Below are 15,296 nucleotides of genomic sequence, written 5' to 3'. Positions count from 1 at the left end.
ATCTCCCTTCGCACGGCTGCTCGGACGTCGAACAGTACACGCAAAAGATCGGGCGAAAGCAATGGTTCGGTGTGAGCGCCGAATTAGCTACTCGGGCAACGGCAGCGGGCCACTAGCCGACGAATCGCGACAGCCGCGCCGACAGGTGCGGGACCAGTCCGCCGTCGGCGTCGACTCGCTCCTCGACGTAGGCGAGGTCGCCGCCTTCGACGATGCCGTAGAGGCGCTTGGCGCCGCCGACCAGAACACCGGATCGGCTGCGGGCCAACGCGTCGGTCACCAGCTCCCAGGACGACTGGTTGCGCGGGCGCCCGTAGAAGAGTTCGACGTAGCCCGCCGAGTGCGCGAGCAGCAGCTCGATGGCTTGCGATTCGCTCGGGTCGTCTGGATCGAGGACAAAGCGCCAGAAGCCGGTCTCACGCAGGCCGGGCTCCTGATAGTTGCCGTCGCTGTCGAGCCGCCAGGAGCGGGCTTCCCAATTCAGGTAATCGCCGCCGTCGTGGGAGACCACGATCTGCTGGCCGAATCGGTAGTCGCCGTCGGGGCCGCGCCCCTCGCCCTCACCGCGCCAGACGCCGACCAGCGGCAGCAGGGCCAGCAGCGCGTCGTTGAGGTTGGCGCCTTCGCGCAGGTTCGCCGTGTCGGCCGGCACCGGCAGATCGTCGAAACCGGGAATGTTGCGGGCCGCGGTCACCTTGGCGCGTTCAGCGGCGGCGGCCACCGCGCGGTCGCCGGAGCCTGCAGAACCGGCCGGTCCCTCAGGGTCCTCGTCAGTCACGACTCGTCGGTGATGAGCCGGTAGAGGGTGTACAACGCAAACCAAGAGATGACCACGACTGCCGCGACCAGCATGATCTCGAAGAAGAGCACCACGCCAGCGAGTCTATTCGCCTCGCGCCGTCAACCGTGCTTCCGGGGGATCGGAGGCCGCGGCCGCAGCGGTCAAGCGATCTTGACGTCCACCTCGTGGATACCGGCGCCGGACGGCGCGACGACGGCGTCGCCGTTGCCCGCCTTGGACAGGGCACGCAGTGTCCACGCTCCCGGTGCGGCGAAGAACCGGAAATCACCGGTGGCCGACGCGACGACCTCCGCCGTGAACTCGTCGGACGAGTCCAGCAGGCGGACGAACGCGCCACCGACGGCCTGGCCGTCGCGGTCGACGACGCGGCCGGTGATCACCGTTTCCTTCTCCAGGTCGACGCTGGCCGGCAACGTCTGTCCTTGCCTAGGTGCAGAGCACATATCAGCTTCCCAACTCGATCGGGGCACCCACCAGGGAGCCGTATTCCGTCCAACTGCCGTCGTAGTTCTTGACGTTCTTATGCCCGAGCAATTCCTGCAGAACGAACCAGGTGTGCGACGAACGTTCCCCGATTCGGCAGTACGCAATCGTTTCCTTCGTGCCGTCCAGGCCGGCGTCGGCGTACAGCTTGGCCAACTCCTCATCCGACTTGAAGGTGCCGTCCTCGTTCGCGGTCCGGCTCCACGGCACGTTGATCGCTCCCGGAATGTGGCCGGGTCGCTGGCTTTGCTCCTGCGGCAGGTGCGCGGGCGCCAGGATCTTGCCGGAGAACTCGTCGGGGGAGCGCACGTCGACGAGATTCTTAACGTTGATGGCCGCGATGACCTCGTCGCGGAACGCGCGGATCGTGTTGTCCGGCGGTGCCGCGGTGTAGGAGGTGGCCGGCCGGCTGACGGTGTCGGCGGTCAGCGGGCGCCCGTCGAGCTCCCACTTCTTGCGGCCACCGTCGAGCAGCTTGACGTTCTCGTGGCCGTACAGCTTGAAGTACCAGTAGGCGTAGGCGGCGAACCAGTTGTTGTTGCCGCCGTAGAGGACCACGGTGTCGTCGTTGGCGATGCCGCGGTCGGACAGCAGCTTGGAGAACTGCTGGGCATCGACGAAGTCGCGCTTGACCTGGTCCTGCAGGTCGGTGCGCCAGTCCAGCCTGATCGCACCGGCGATGTGGCCTCCGTCGTACGCACTGGTGTCCTCGTCGACCTCGACGAACACGACGTTCGCCGTGTCGAGATTTTTCTCAGCCCATTCGGCGGAGACCAGGACGTCGGAGCGTGCCATGGTGTGGATCCTTTCGATTACTTGCGATGAACTTGGGTTACGCCGGACCGGCGGTCGGTCGTAAGCGAACCACGAGCGGGTAAAGCTGGCAGCCCAGGCAGATGCCGAAGGCCGCATTCAGGAACGCCGCCACCAGAGCGAAAGCCGTCGCGATGACGCCGGTCAGCGGCGCACCGACGGCGAATCCGGCGGTACCGGCGACCGCGAAGATCAGTCCGACCAACTGGGCGAATTTCAGGGGAGCCACCGGTTCGCGATCTTTTACCGCGCCCAGCCGAGGGGCCACCAGGGTGGCGAACAGCCGGCCGTAAGGGTGCCGGCGCGGGCCGCCGAAGGCACCGATCGCGAAGACGACGGCCTGCGCTCCCAGAATGATCGCGGCCGCCAGCGGGCTGCGCGCCGAGACGAGCAGCGTCGCGACCAGCACGGCCGTGGTAACCCAGGCGGCGAATCTGGGTCCGCGAACGTCGACGCGGTCCAGCGGGGCGCTGGGATCACTGCTTGACACGAAAGACTCCTATTTGCCTGTTGCACGGAAGAAGTGGAGACATGCCACGGTGGGGCTCCGGGCTGGCTCCGAGCGCTGCGCGGGCGGGCGCGGCTACTCAGCAGCTACAGCAACAGCGACAACAACAACCCGCGATGCGGCACAGATCGACTGCGCGACGCTTGGTGAGCATGGGCTCCATGCGGGATGACACGTCGGTCAGCTTACCCAATGACATCGCGATCAAGCCAACAGCGGTTCGAGCGCAGAGCGCAGGTCGGCGGCCTTCGGGACACCCGATGCCCGGTAACGCTGACGTCCGTCGACGTCGAAAATCAAGGTGGTCGGCAACGACAGCACCGAAAACCGCCGTGCGGCTGCCGGGTTGGCGTCGATGTCGACTTCCACATGCGCCACGTCGCCCATGTTGTCGCACACCTGGTCGACCACCCGGCGGACGCGATCGCAGGGTCCGCACCACGGTGCGCTGAAATGCACGACCGTCGGTCCGGTGCCGGACAGTCCCAGGTCAGCGGTGTCGGCGCCGGCCCGTGGGCCCGGGCCCGAATCGACTGCTGTGATGCTTCCGGAGCGCCGGGTTACCAGCCAGCCGACTACTGCCGCCAGGGCGAGCGCCGCGACGATCGCGACGACGACGGTACTCATGATGGGTTAAACCCTTCGAGGGTCACGGTTACTCCCGTGGTGATGCCCTCGATGATGACGTCCGAGCCGCGTGCCCCCACGGTGCGCGGCGCCACGCCGAACGGAAGCCGCTGATCGGGCAGTCGGGCGGTGAAGGCGCGCAGCACGGCGTCGCGCTTGTCGTCCGGCACGGATTGGTTGGCGGTATCCGGGCCGGTGAGGATGCCGGTCGGGGTGAACACGAGCGTCGCCGGATCGTCGGGGGCGATCGAAAGGTCCACCGAGGTGCTCACCCGGTGATCGAAGTCGGCGGATTTCGGGGTGCCGCTGAATACCAGCCCGTGGCTTCCCGAAATGCCCGATTCGGTGGTGCCGCCGGTGGCGTCGTTGGTCTCGGCGGGCGGCGCCTCTACCATCAGGTCGTCGATGCCGAGGTATCGGCCCAGGTGCGAGGAGTCGAGGATGATGCGGCTCTCCAGCTTGCCTACCGGCAGCTTCGCATCGGGTCTGATCAGCCACGACGCGTAGGTCAGGTCGATCGAGTGCATGGTGGCTTCCAGGGTGGCCTTGCCCGTCGGCGCGTGATCAATGGCGTTTGCCTTGATCTCCAGCTCTCGGTAATGGCGGTGCATCGCCTCCGGAATGAACGGGAAGGCCAGGATGGCGACGAACGGGTCGGAGCCCAGATTCGCCGCCTTGCGGACGTTGCGCGACAGGTGGTATTCGGCGTAGATGCTGGCGCCGTAGTCCGTCCCGACGGCGCCGACGACGATCACCGCCACGACCGAAACCGTGGCGATCACACTGATCAGCAGCCTGCGCATCCGCATATTGTGGCGCAGTTCGCCGCGGCGCGCGGCGCGGGATTCCGGTCTGGATGAGCTCGTGGTGGGGCTCACAGTCGCGAGCAACGAGGCGCACAAAGGCCAGGTAGCACGTTATCGTTAGATGGCCTGGCCACTAACGCCACGTGGCTTTATGAATCTGGGAGATGCCTTTCCCACGAGCTGGAGGGGCTTGTTGGAGCTACTACTACTCACCTCTGAGCTGCACCCGGACCCGGTCCTGCCGTCGTTGTCGTTACTTCCCCACACCGTGCGGACGGCGCCGCCCGAACCGTCCTCGCTGCTGGAAGCGGGCACCGCGGACGCGGTGCTCGTCGACGCGCGCACCGATCTGTCGGCCGCGCGCGGGCTTTGCCGCTTGTTGAGCACCGCGGGCCGGTCGGTCCCGGTCGTGGCGGTGGTGGCGGAGGGCGGCCTGGTGGCGGTCAGCGCCGACTGGGGCCTGGACGAAATCCTGCTGCCCGGCACCGGACCCGCCGAGGTCGATGCCCGCATCCGGCTGGTGGTGGGTCGCCGCGGCGGCCTGGCCGACCAGGAAACCGCCGGGAAGGTCACCCTCGGCGAGCTGGTGATCGACGAAGGCACCTACACCGCGCGGCTGCGGGGCCGCCCGCTTGACCTCACCTACAAAGAGTTCGAGCTGCTGAAGTACCTCGCCCAGCATGCGGGCCGGGTGTTCACCCGTGCTCAGTTGCTGCACGAGGTGTGGGGATACGACTTCTTCGGCGGCACCCGGACGGTCGATGTGCACGTACGTCGGCTGCGGGCCAAGCTCGGCCCCGAGTACGAGGCGTTGATCGGCACGGTCCGCAATGTGGGCTACAAGGCCGTTCGCCCGGCGCGCGGACGAGCGCCGATCCCTCCGCCCGACGACGACGCCGACGAGACGGACGAGACCGATTCCGAGGATCTGCAGGACCCACTGGCCGACCCGCTGCGTAGTCAGTGATCGCGCCCGGCTGGCGCTCCGCGCTGAGCGCCGAAGAGCAGCAGGGGGTGCGTGAACTGGTCGCGGCGGCAACCGAATTCGACGGGGTAGCGCCCGTCGGCGAGCAGGTTCTTCGAGAACTCGGGCACCACCGCACCGATCATCTGGTGATCACCGGCGCCGCAGATTCGGGTGCCGACACGATCGAGGGCTATCTCAATCTAAGTGCGCCGCGCGGCGGCGGCGATCCGATGGCCGAACTCGTGGTCCATCCGCGGGCCCGCCGGCGTGGTATCGGCTCGGCCATGGTGCGGGCGACGATCGGCAAAACCGGTGGAACTAACCGCTTTTGGGCGCACGGCACACTGCGGCCGGCCGCCGCGACCGCGTCCGCGCTGGGTCTGGTCGCGGTGCGCGAACTCGTCCAGATGAGACTCACGCTGCACAACGTTCCCGACCCGGTGGCCCCGCCGCCCGGCGTGCTGGTGCGCACCTACGCGGGTAGCGACGACGATGCCGAGCTGCTGCGGGTCAACAACGCCGCGTTCGTCGAGCATCCCGAACAGGGCGGCTGGACCGAGGCCGACCTGGCCGAGCGGCGCGGCGAGCCGTGGTTCGACCCGGCGGGTTTGTTCCTGGCGGTCAACGAGAGCGACGACGAGCTGCTGGGCTTCCACTGGACCAAAGTGCACCTCGATCAGCCGCGCCTCGGCGAGGTGTACGTCCTCGGCGTCGACCCGTCCGCGCAAGGCCGTGGGCTGGGGCAGATGCTGACCGCCGTCGGCATCGAGTCGCTGGCCCGACGCCTGTCCGGGCCTCCGCACCCGGGTTGTCCCGCTGCAGAAGTCACCGTGCTGCTCTACGTCGAGTCGGGCAATGTCGCTGCGGTTCGGACCTATCAGCGACAGGGATTCACCACCTACAGCGTCGACACCGCATATGCGCCGGGGCCGGCCGCGGGCTGAGGCGAAAGCGCAGGCAGAAGTGGCGTGCCGGCAAATTATTCACCGCACGTTCACCGCTTAGGCACTCATGTGAAAGGGGCTTCAGCGCATAGTTTCGATCGGCGGCCGCATGCGTCGAAACTGCGTGAGAAAGCGAGATCGGTGAGCCTGGGCAACGTGGGCAAGACGCTGGCGGCCGCGGCGTTGACGATCACGATGATGGGCCTGACGGCCTGCGGCAGCGACGACAATCACCACGACCCGGCCTCGCCGGCGTCCTCGGGACCCGGCACGCCGGCCTGCAGCGGCAAAGGCGAACTGACGGCCGAGGGGTCGACCGCTCAGCAAAACGCGATGGCGATGTTCAGCCATGTCTGGGGTCAGTACTGCCCGCGCAAATCCGTGTCGTACAACGCGACGGGGTCGGGAGCGGGCCGCGAGCAATTCATCGCCGGCCATGTCGACTTCGCAGGGTCGGACTCTCCGCTGAACACCGACCAGATCATGCCCGCCACCAAGCGGTGCAACGGAAATCCCGCGTGGGACTTGCCGCTGGTGTTCGGGCCGGTGGCCCTGGTCTACAACCTGCCCGAGGTCAAGACGTTGACCGTCAACAGTGATGCGCTGGCCCGGATCTTGACCGGCCAAATCGCCGTCTGGAATGACCCCGTGCTGGCGGCGCTGAATCCCGGTATCGCGATGCCCGACACCAGGATTGCGCCCATTTACCGGATGGACTCCTCGGGTACCACCGACAATGTGCAGAAGTTTCTGACGGCCGCCGCACCGGAGAGCTGGTCTCGTGGAGTCGGCACCGAATTCCAGGGCGGCGTGGGCGAAGGTGCGACGAAATCGTCCGGTGTCATCCAGGCGGTGCGGGCCACGCACGGCGCCATCGGATATGTGGAAAAGGGCTTCGCCGATCAGGCGGGTCTTCCCTATGCGCAACTCGTCACCGCCGGCGGCGTGGTTCCGTTGACCACCGAGACGGCCAGCACCGCCATTGACACGGCCACCTTCGTGTCCGGCGGCAATGACCTGGTGCTGAACCTGAATTCGATGTACGCCACCCAACAACCGGGTGCCTATCCGTTGGTGCTGGCCACCTACGAGATCGTCTGCTCGAAGGGTTACGACGCGGAGACCGCGAGGGCGATCAAGTCGTTCCTGACCGTGGCCGCGAACACCGGTCAGTCCAACCTTGCGGCGGCCGGCTACATCCCGTTGACCGATAAGGTCAAGAAGCGACTGGTCGCCGCGATCGATGCGATGCAGTAGCCCTCGGGTCCAAGGAGCGACACCAAACCAGCAGTGACGGATTCACAGTGACTACGCCAGATCCAGCCCACCCGGGTTCGGGTGCGGTCGTTGCCGCCTCCTTTCCGGAGGCGCCGGTTCTGCCCATCCGGCAATGGAAGGGTGTGCAATCCCGTTTCGGCGACCGGATATTTCGCAAGTTCGCCGAGGCGTCGGCGGTCCTGATCGCGATCGTGGTCGTCGCGATCGGCGGCTTCTTGTTGTGGCGCGCGGTGCCGGCGCTAAAGCGCAATCAAGAGGACTTCTTCACCTACCGTGGCAACTGGGTCACCACCAACACCTCGGCGATGCACTTCGGCATCCTCGATCTGCTGCAGGTGACGCTGTTCATCTCGGTGTTCGCGTTGATCCTGGCGATGCCGGTCGCTTTGGGTGTCGCCATCTTCCTCACCCAGTACGCACCGCGGCGGCTCGCGGGGCCGCTGGCCTACACCGTCGACCTGCTGGCCGCGGTTCCCTCGATCATCTACGGCGTGTGGGGTCTGTATGTGCTTGCTCCGCAACTGCGGCCGGTCGCGACCTGGCTGAACCATTCGCTGGGCTGGCTTTTCCTGTTCGCCGACGGCACGGTGTCGGCGGCCGGCGGCGGCACCATTTTCACCGGCGGGATCGTGTTGGCGGTGATGATCCTGCCGCTCATCACCGCGGTCACCCGCGAAGTTTTCGTGCAGACGCCCCACGATCAGATCGAGGCCGCACTGGCGCTCGGCGCCACCCGCTGGGAGGTCGTCACCACCACGGTTTTGCCGTTCGGGCGGTCCGGGTACATCAGCGGCGCGATGTTGGGGCTGGGCCGCGCGCTGGGTGAGACGGTCGCGCTGCTGATCATCTTGCGCGGCACGCAAAAGGCGTTCGGCTGGTCGCTGTTCGATGGTGGCTCGACCTTCGCGACCAAGATCGCGGCCACCGCATGGGAATTCAACGACAAGTACAAGGCCGGCGCGTACATCGCCGCGGGACTGGTGCTTTTCGTGCTGACCTTCGTGGTCGATGCGTTGGCCCGCGGCGCCCTCGCCGGGACCAAGCGGGTGCGCGATGACCTCGATCTACGACCGCCCCTCAAGGCACGCAGGCTGTCCGGGCTCGGTCGGCGCCGCCGGGCCTCGAACATCGTTGCGACGGTGCTTGTTTCGCTGGCGATGCTGATTGCGCTGGCGCCGCTGCTGTGGGTGCTGTGCGCGGTTATCATCAAGGGGTTCAAGGCAATAGCGTCCCTGTCGTGGTGGACGCATTCGCAAGCGGGCACGACGCCGTTCCTGGCCGGGGGCGGCGCCTATCACGCGATCGTCGGCACCGTGCTGCAGGGATTGGTGTCCGCCGCGATCTCCGTCCCGATCGGTGTGATGCTCGCGATCTATTTGGTGGAGTACGGCGGCGGGACCAGACTCGCCAGGGTCGCCACTTTCATGGTGGACATCTTGTCCGGCGTGCCATCAATAATTGCCGCACTGTTCATCTACGCGTCGTGTGTGGCCACGCTGGGACTTGGCCGCTCCGGGTTCGCGGTGTCGTTGTCGTTGGTGCTGTTGATGCTGCCGGTAATCGTGCGATCGACGGAGGAGATGCTTCGGATCGTTCCGATGGATCTACGCGAAGCCAGCTATGCGTTGGGGGTTCCAAAGTGGAAAACCATTGTCAGGGTGGTGATCCCGACAGGGTTGTCGGGCATCATCACCGGGATCATGCTGGCGCTGGCCAGGGTGATGGGTGAGACGGCTCCGCTGCTGATCCTGGTCGGCTACTCGCAGGCGATGAACTTCGACATCTTCAAGGGGTTCATGGGGACATTGCCTGGCATGATGTTCAACGAGACAGCGGCGGGCGCAGGCGTCAACCCGGTTCCCACGGATCGACTGTGGGGTGCGGGGCTGACGCTGATCTTGATGATCGCCGTTGTCAATGTCGGAGCCAGGGTGGTCTCGATGATGTTTGCTCCCAAGAAGTCCTAGGGAGGAGTGCTGGGTGGCAAAGCGTTTGGACTTGAAAGACGTCAACATCTATTACGGATCGTTTCAGGCGGTCGCCGATGTGACACTGTCGATTCTCCCGCGCAGCGTGACGGCGTTCATCGGCGCGTCGGGCTGCGGCAAGACGACCGTGCTGCGGACGTTGAACCGGATGCATGAGGTCATTCCCGGTGCGCGGGTCGAGGGCACCGTGTTGCTCGACGACGAGAACATCTACGCCCCGGGTATCGACCCGGTGGGGGTGCGCCGGGCGATCGGCATGGTGTTCCAGCGACCAAACCCGTTTCCCGCCATGTCGATTCGCGACAACGTGGTCGCGGGCCTGAAGCTGCAGGGGGTGCGCAACCGCAGGCTGCTCGACGACGTCGCCGAACACTCGCTGCGGGGCGCCAACCTGTGGGACGAGGTCAAGAACCGGCTGAACCGGCCCGGTGGCGGGCTGTCCGGCGGGCAGCAGCAGCGGTTGTGCATCGCGCGCGCGATCGCGGTGCAACCCGATGTGTTGCTGATGGACGAGCCGTGCTCGGCGCTGGACCCGATCTCGACGATGGCGATCGAGGAACTGATCAGCGAGCTGAAGCAGGACTACACGATCGTCATCGTCACGCACAACATGCAGCAGGCCGCCCGCGTCAGCGATCACACGGCGTTCTTCAACCTGGAAGCGGCGGGAAAGCCCGGCCGGCTCATCGAGATCGACGACACCGAGAAGATCTTTTCCAATCCCTCGCAGAAGGCCACCGAGGACTACATCTCCGGTCGCTTCGGCTGACGGGTTTACGGCGTCGTGGGCGCGGTCTCGTCGTCGGGCAACTTGCCCGTCGCCTGGAAGATGACGCGCCTGGCGACCTCGACCGCGTGGTCGGCGAAGCGCTCGTAGAAACGGCCGAGCAGCGTCACGTCGACGGCGGCGGCCACGCCGTGCTTCCACTCGCGATCCATCAGCACCGAGAACAAATGCCGGTGCAGATCATCCATCGCGTCGTCTTCCTCGCGTATCCGGGCCGCCTTCTCCGGGTCGCGGGACAACACCACCTCTTGTGCGCTGTTACCCAATTCGACTGCGACTCTGCCCATTTCGGCGAAATAGCCGTTGACCTCCTCGGGCAGGGCGTGCTGAGGGTGGCGCCGGCGGGCGATCTTGGCGACGTGCAGCGCCAGTGCGCCCATCCGGTCGATGTCGGCCACCATCTGGATGGCGCTCACGATTGACCGGAGGTCGCCGGCCACCGGTGCCTGCAGCGCCAGCAGCACGAACGCGCTCTCCTCGGCGCGGGCGCTCAACTCCGCTATGTCTTCGTGGCCGGAGATCACCTGTTCGGCGAGGACGAGGTCGGCCTGCAGGAGTGCCTGGGTTGCCTGTTCCATGGCTACACCCGCCATCCCGCACATCTCGCCAAGGCGCTCGGATAGATCCGAGAGTTGCTCATGGTAGGCGGTCCGCATGACGCCAAGCCTACTGACTCGGCGACCGAATCGGCGATCTACTGAAGCGAAATACGGTTATTCACAGGTGGTATCGGCGGCGTTGGTCACCGACAGGTCGTCCGGCAGCTTGGTCGGCGTGCTGCCCGGGCTGCGATCGATCTGGACGGACAGCGACGAACCACTGGGCGCGGGAGCGGTCACCGACTTGAAGTCGGGGCCGAGCACCACCTGAACGACCTGCCCGTAGCCGGAAACCCGGGCGACCTTCGAGTTGGCGAACGCCGATGCCACCGTCGCGGCCGCCTGCTCGTTGCCGGGGGAGAAGAACACCGTCGTGGTGTTCACCGAACTCGGATAGTCATCGGGTGACATGACGTTGAACCCGTTGCGCTTGAGCTGACTGGTGGCGGTGGCGGCAAGCCCGCTCTGTGCCGTCGCGTTGGAGACGCGCACGGTGACCTCGTCCGGCGAGGTCGTCAACACCTGCTCGCGTCGTGCCTCGGGCGCGGCGCTGGGCGGCGCCGACTTCTTGGTCGTCGGTGCGGCCGACGCCCCCGTGGTCGGCGTCGTCGACAGGTTCTGCGCGTTCTGGTCGTTTTCTTCGGGCAGCGGATCGTCGTTGATGATCGCGTTGAAGAGAGCCTTCATGTCGGCCGTCCGCGGCGGTTCATCGCCGTTCTGGTCGGTCACCCCGGTGGGCACCGTGACGAACGTGAAGTGCCCGGCCGCCATCTTCTGCAGCGACTGACCCAGCTGAACAAGGTCTTTGGTCTGGACGTTGTCCACTTGGCTGTTGCTGATGAACATGTTGACGACGTTGTTGAGTTTGTTGAGGTCGGTCAGCGTGTCTTCGGAGATCAGCGCGCGCAGCAGCGACGACAGGAACAGCTGCTGGCGTTTGATGCGGCCGTAGTCACCGTTGAACTCGGTGGTGACCTGACGGGCCCGCACGTAGTTCAGGGCCGTCGGGCCGTCGATGAGCTGGCGTCCCGAATGCTCGAGGACGGTACCGAGTTCGTAGTCGTGCAGCGGGGTCTTGCTGCACACCTCGACACCGCCGAGCGCCTCGACCATCTTGGCGAACCCGGCGAAGTCGACGGCGATGAACCGGTTGATGCTCAACCCGGACAGCTTCTGGATTTCCTTCACCAGACACTTCGGGCCGCCGAAGGAGAACGCCGAGTTCAGCTTGGTCTCGGTGTAGACCATCTTGGGACCCCAGGTCTTCGTCTTCTCGTCGTAGAGGGGTCCGTACTTGCCGGTTTCGGGATTCCACGCTTCGCACTGCAGCGGAGTGATCGCCAGGTCGCGGGGGAACGAAACCGCTACCACGCGTTTGCGGTTCGCCGGGATGTTGACCAGCATCACGGTGTCCGACCGGGCGCCGCCGGCGTCCTCGGTGTCGCCCGCGCCCATGTCGGCGTTCGCGCCGGAGCGCGAGTCCATCCCGACGATCAGGAAGTCTTCATCGCCGTACTGCCCGCCCGGGTCGACGATGTCGCCGGAGTCCGGGTCGAGCGCGTTGACGACGTTGAGCCGGTGGTTCTTCGACGCGCTCCACTGGTAGGCGCCGCCGGTCAGGGCCAGCGCCACCCCGGCGCACAGGGCGGCCATCGAGCGGGTGGCAACCAGGATCGGCTTGCGGCGGGACTTGAGTTTCGGCGAGGAGTTCGCGGGAGATTTCGGGCGGCGGGTCCGCTTCGGCTTGACGGGGTGAGACCCGGCCGACTCCTCGACCGGGAGGTCGAACTCGGGCTCATCGCCGGGCGGGTAGTTCGTGAGTTCGAGGTCGGGAACCTCCGAGACCACGTCGAGTGAGTAGGCGGGGATATCGATGACCTGGGTGTCCTGCAGGTCGGCCAATGGCTCCGGATCGGGTTGGGCCGGTTCGTCGTCGAGGGCCGCGCGGCGGTGCCGGGTGCCGGTGTTGCCGGCGCCGACCCTGGCGATCAGGTCGGCGACGCTGAGCGCACCCGAGGCATGGCTTCCGCTTCGCTCCGCGCCGCGCGGCGACGGCTCGACGCGTTCGGCCGGCTCTTCCCCGGGTGTCTCGGCGGGCGGCTTGATCTGCCAACGGTGGACGCTGTCGTCGACCGGCGGTTCGGAAAATCGCTCCCACGGTGCGGCGCTCAAAGCCACGGCCGCGGCCGGGGTTGCCGGTGGACGGTTGCGGGGGCCACGGCGATGGCCAAGAGTGGCGTCTACCTCGCCGTCACTCATGTTCTATCCGCCTCCGAAGCTCTGATGCCGCCGTCAGTGATGTCCGTGCGCCACTTCACCGCCGCGCCGCGCTAACAGCGCTGCAACTTCGCTACCCGTCAGGTCGCGCCGTAATCCATCGCCCGGTGCAGCGGGTTAAACCGCCCGCTACCCGAGCGCAATACGGCAAGGTCCACATCGTACTGATTTATCGCCGGAGACGCGATTTCGCGCGTGGTTCGGCTCAGCCGCCGGAGTGCATGACGTCGGCTCCGGCCGGAACCGTGCAGTCGTCGGGATCGTTCAGCCAGCCCTCGGGCAGGCTGACGCGGGCCGGTGAACCCTGCCGGCCGCGCGGCCCGGTCGCCGTCTCGGGGAACTCGACGGTGCCGTCCAGCCGGTCCAGCAGAGCGTCGAGCTCGTCGAGCGTCTTGACCAAGGCCAACGCGCGCCGCAAATCGGATCCGGCCGGGAAGCCGTGCAGGTACCAGCCGACGTGTTTGCGGATGTCGCGCATGCCCTTGTCCTCGCCGAAGTGCGCGGTGAGCAACTCGCCGTGACGGCGCACGATGTCCGCGACCTCGCCCAGCGTCGGCGGGGTGGGGGACGCACTGCCGGTGAACGCGGCCGACAGTTCGGCGAACAGCCACGGCCGGCCCAGGCAGCCGCGGCCGATGACGACGCCGTCGCATCCGGTGCTGGCCATCATGGTCAGCGCGTCGCTGGCGTCGTAGATGTCGCCGTTGCCGAGCACTGGAATCGTTTTGACATGCTGCTTGAGCAGGGCGATCTGCTCCCAGTCGGCGGAGCCGGAGTAGCGCTGCGCCGCGGTACGAGCGTGCAGTGCGACGGCTGCCGCGCCCTCGGCTTCGGCGATGCGGCCGGCGTCGAGGTGGGTGTGGTGTTCGTCGTCGATGCCGATGCGGAACTTCACCGTCACCGGGATGCCGGTTCCTTCGGTGCCGCGCACCGCGGCGGCCACGATCTGGCCGAACAGCCGCCGCTTGAACGGCAGCGCCGCGCCGCCGCCGCGCTTGGTGACCTTGGGCACCGGGCAGCCGAAGTTCATGTCGATGTGGTCGGCCAGGCCCTCGTCGGCGATCATCTTGGCCGCCGCGTAGGTGGTGGCGGGATCGACGGTGTAGAGCTGCAGCGAGCGCGGCGACTCGTCCGGGGCGAACGTCGTCATGTGCATCGTGACCGGATGCCGCTCGACGAGGGCACGGGCAGTCACCATTTCGCAGACATACAGCCCGCTGACCGTGCCGACCTTCGACTGCTCGAGTTCACGGCACAGCGTGCGGAAAGCAACGTTGGTCACGCCCGCCATCGGGGCCAGCACCACCGGGCTGGCGAGCGTGATCGGGCCGATACGCAATGCCGGGCTACCGGCGGCTCATCGCCAGCTTGCCGGCGGTCTGGTGCAGCTCGAACGCGGTGACCTTCTTGCCGGTGCGAGCTTCCCGCTCGAGTTGGCGCTGCTTGGAGACCTCGAACTTGTCGCAGGCCTCCTCGAGCTCTTTGATCAGCAGTCCCAGGTCGTCACGCAACGCGGCGGCTTCACCGGTGATGTCCTCGCGCTCGAAGAAACGCCATTTCTTCAGCACCGGCATCACGACCTCGTCGAGGTGAATGCGCGGGTCGTAGACGCCCCCGACGGCGATGTACACCGCCTTGCGGCGGAACTCGGGCACCTGGAAACCGGGCATCTGGAAGTTGCGCAGGATCTTGTGCAGCGACTTCGTCGCCTGGTTGGGGTCGATCTCGAACCCGGCCTCGCTGACATCACGGTAGAAGATCATGTGCAGGTTCTCGTCGGCCGAAATCTTGCCCAGCAACTGGTCGGCGATCGTCTCGTTGCAGGCCCGACCCGTGTTGCGGTGCGAAATCCTGGTGGCCAGCTCCTGGAACGTGACATAGATGACCGAGTCGAACAGGCTCTCGGCGAACAGGTCGTCGCGGACCTGGTGGTTCTGGCCCGGGCTGAAGCCGCGGTTGACCACCTCGATGCGCAGCTTCTCCAGCTCGACCGGGTCGACCGCGCGGGTCACGACGAGGTAGTCGCGCAGCGCGATGCCGTGCCGGTTCTCCTCGGCGGTCCAGCGGTTGACCCAGGTGCCCCACGGGCCGTCCAGCCCGAAGTTCATCGCGATCTCGCGGTGGTAGGAGGGCAGATTGTCTTCCGTCATCAGGTTCTGCACCATCGCCACCTGGGCGAGATCGGACAGTTTGCTCTGCTCGGGGTGCCAGTCCTGGCCGCCGAGGGCATAGAAGTTCTTGCCGTCCGACCACGGGATGTAGTCGTGCGGGTTCCAGGGCTTGTGCATGGACAGGTGCCGGTTCAGGTACTTCTCGACGACCGGCTCAAGCTCATGCAGAAGCTGCAGATCGGTCAGGTCGGCTGACGCTGGCATGTCACCCCCAGTTATCTGTGTCTAATGGTTGCAGTCAATATA

General features: G+C 66.3%; 16 protein-coding genes and 1 pseudogene. 6 read left to right on the top strand and 11 right to left on the bottom strand.

From position 1 onward, the window contains the following. Positions 1-112: 112 nt before the first annotated feature. From BN973_RS26115 to lmeA, 7 genes are all read right to left on the bottom strand, one after another. The gene (locus tag BN973_RS26115; protein ID WP_036471608.1) at positions 113-778 is read right to left on the bottom strand and encodes a nitrobindin family protein; all 666 of its coding nucleotides are present in this window, start codon (positions 776-778) and stop codon (positions 113-115) included. Positions 779-942: 164 nt separating this feature from the next. Next, on the bottom strand, positions 943-1,245 hold the full coding sequence (locus tag BN973_RS26105; RefSeq protein WP_036471607.1) for a DUF1416 domain-containing protein: 303 nt from the start codon (positions 1,243-1,245) through the stop codon (positions 943-945). Position 1,246: 1 nt separating this feature from the next. After that, the gene (locus BN973_RS26100; RefSeq protein ID WP_036471606.1) at positions 1,247-2,080 is read right to left on the bottom strand and encodes a sulfurtransferase; all 834 of its coding nucleotides are present in this window, start codon (positions 2,078-2,080) and stop codon (positions 1,247-1,249) included. 37 nt (positions 2,081-2,117) lie between these two features. Next, positions 2,118-2,588: a DUF4395 domain-containing protein gene (locus BN973_RS26095; RefSeq protein ID WP_036471605.1), complete on the bottom strand. Its 471-nt coding sequence runs from the start codon at positions 2,586-2,588 to the stop codon at positions 2,118-2,120. A gap of 97 nt (positions 2,589-2,685) precedes the next feature. After that, complete coding sequence (locus tag BN973_RS32230; RefSeq protein ID WP_414098614.1) at positions 2,686-2,769, bottom strand: Ms5788A family Cys-rich leader peptide; 84 nt, start codon at positions 2,767-2,769, stop codon at positions 2,686-2,688. 41 nt (positions 2,770-2,810) lie between these two features. Continuing rightward, on the bottom strand, positions 2,811-3,233 hold the full coding sequence (locus BN973_RS26090) for a thioredoxin family protein (RefSeq protein WP_036471604.1): 423 nt from the start codon (positions 3,231-3,233) through the stop codon (positions 2,811-2,813). After that, positions 3,230-4,042 carry a mannan chain length control protein LmeA gene (lmeA, locus tag BN973_RS26085; RefSeq protein WP_036471603.1) on the bottom strand — a complete coding sequence of 271 codons (813 nt, stop codon included), beginning with the start codon at positions 4,040-4,042 and terminating at the stop codon, positions 3,230-3,232. Before lmeA ends, BN973_RS26090 begins: the two co-directional genes overlap by 4 nt. Before the next feature lie 187 nt (positions 4,043-4,229). Between lmeA and BN973_RS26080 the strand changes: the two genes are divergently transcribed. From BN973_RS26080 to pstB, 6 genes and pseudogenes are all read left to right on the top strand, one after another. Then, positions 4,230-5,006: a winged helix-turn-helix transcriptional regulator gene (locus BN973_RS26080; protein ID WP_139830141.1), complete on the top strand. Its 777-nt coding sequence runs from the start codon at positions 4,230-4,232 to the stop codon at positions 5,004-5,006. Continuing rightward, a complete protein-coding gene (gene mshD, locus BN973_RS26075) occupies positions 5,003-5,950 on the top strand; it encodes a mycothiol synthase (protein ID WP_036471602.1) in 948 nt (315 codons plus the stop codon). Before BN973_RS26080 ends, mshD begins: the two co-directional genes overlap by 4 nt. Before the next feature lie 195 nt (positions 5,951-6,145). Beyond that, positions 6,146-7,207, top strand: a complete 1,062-nt coding sequence (pstS, locus tag BN973_RS26070; RefSeq protein ID WP_084163663.1) for a phosphate ABC transporter substrate-binding protein PstS — start codon at positions 6,146-6,148, stop codon at positions 7,205-7,207. Positions 7,208-7,254: 47 nt separating this feature from the next. Continuing rightward, a pseudogene (gene pstC, locus BN973_RS31210) lies at positions 7,255-8,274 on the top strand (phosphate ABC transporter permease subunit PstC); the annotation flags it as partial. Then, positions 8,275-9,195, top strand: coding sequence for a phosphate ABC transporter permease PstA (pstA, locus tag BN973_RS30790; protein ID WP_232232235.1), 921 nt, complete (start codon positions 8,275-8,277; stop codon positions 9,193-9,195). Positions 9,196-9,208: 13 nt separating this feature from the next. Beyond that, the gene (gene pstB, locus BN973_RS26060) at positions 9,209-9,985 is read left to right on the top strand and encodes a phosphate ABC transporter ATP-binding protein PstB (protein ID WP_025738017.1); all 777 of its coding nucleotides are present in this window, start codon (positions 9,209-9,211) and stop codon (positions 9,983-9,985) included. A gap of 5 nt (positions 9,986-9,990) precedes the next feature. Here pstB and phoU read toward each other — a convergent pair whose 3' ends face one another. The 4 genes from phoU to BN973_RS26040 form a co-directional block, all read right to left on the bottom strand. Further along, positions 9,991-10,659: a phosphate signaling complex protein PhoU gene (gene phoU / locus BN973_RS26055; RefSeq protein WP_036471600.1), complete on the bottom strand. Its 669-nt coding sequence runs from the start codon at positions 10,657-10,659 to the stop codon at positions 9,991-9,993. Positions 10,660-10,716: 57 nt separating this feature from the next. Then, positions 10,717-12,774 (bottom strand): LCP family protein, encoded by a 2,058-nt coding sequence (locus BN973_RS26050; RefSeq protein WP_232232234.1) that lies wholly within the window; start codon positions 12,772-12,774, stop codon positions 10,717-10,719. Positions 12,775-13,084: 310 nt separating this feature from the next. After that, positions 13,085-14,218 (bottom strand): tRNA dihydrouridine synthase DusB, encoded by a 1,134-nt coding sequence (dusB, locus tag BN973_RS26045; protein ID WP_036471596.1) that lies wholly within the window; start codon positions 14,216-14,218, stop codon positions 13,085-13,087. Between the two features lie 7 nt (positions 14,219-14,225). After that, positions 14,226-15,254 (bottom strand): acyl-ACP desaturase, encoded by a 1,029-nt coding sequence (locus tag BN973_RS26040; RefSeq protein WP_036471594.1) that lies wholly within the window; start codon positions 15,252-15,254, stop codon positions 14,226-14,228. Positions 15,255-15,296: the final 42 nt, after the last annotated feature.

The sequence above is a fragment of the Mycobacterium triplex genome, assembly GCF_000689255.1.
Taxonomy (GTDB): Bacteria; Actinomycetota; Actinomycetes; order Mycobacteriales; family Mycobacteriaceae; genus Mycobacterium; species Mycobacterium triplex.
The sequence above is the reverse complement of the archived record's forward strand: the minus strand, read 5'-3'. Positions and strand labels throughout refer to the sequence as shown.

Bases quoted from the DNA above. Each gene is read 5' to 3' on its own strand.
- BN973_RS26105 (WP_036471607.1), bottom strand. From the start codon at position 1,245: ATGTGCTCTGCACCTAGGCAAGGACAGACGTTGCCGGCCAGCGTCGAC.
- pstS (WP_084163663.1), top strand. From the start codon at position 6,146: ATGATGGGCCTGACGGCCTGCGGCAGCGACGACAATCACCACGACCCG.
- phoU (WP_036471600.1), bottom strand. From the start codon at position 10,659: ATGCGGACCGCCTACCATGAGCAACTCTCGGATCTATCCGAGCGCCTT.
- BN973_RS26090 (WP_036471604.1), bottom strand. From the start codon at position 3,233: ATGAGTACCGTCGTCGTCGCGATCGTCGCGGCGCTCGCCCTGGCGGCA.
- lmeA (WP_036471603.1), bottom strand. From the start codon at position 4,042: ATGCGGATGCGCAGGCTGCTGATCAGTGTGATCGCCACGGTTTCGGTC.
- BN973_RS26040 (WP_036471594.1), bottom strand. From the start codon at position 15,254: ATGCCAGCGTCAGCCGACCTGACCGATCTGCAGCTTCTGCATGAGCTT.
- BN973_RS32230 (WP_414098614.1), bottom strand. From the start codon at position 2,769: ATGGAGCCCATGCTCACCAAGCGTCGCGCAGTCGATCTGTGCCGCATC.
- BN973_RS26100 (WP_036471606.1), bottom strand. From the start codon at position 2,080: ATGGCACGCTCCGACGTCCTGGTCTCCGCCGAATGGGCTGAGAAAAAT.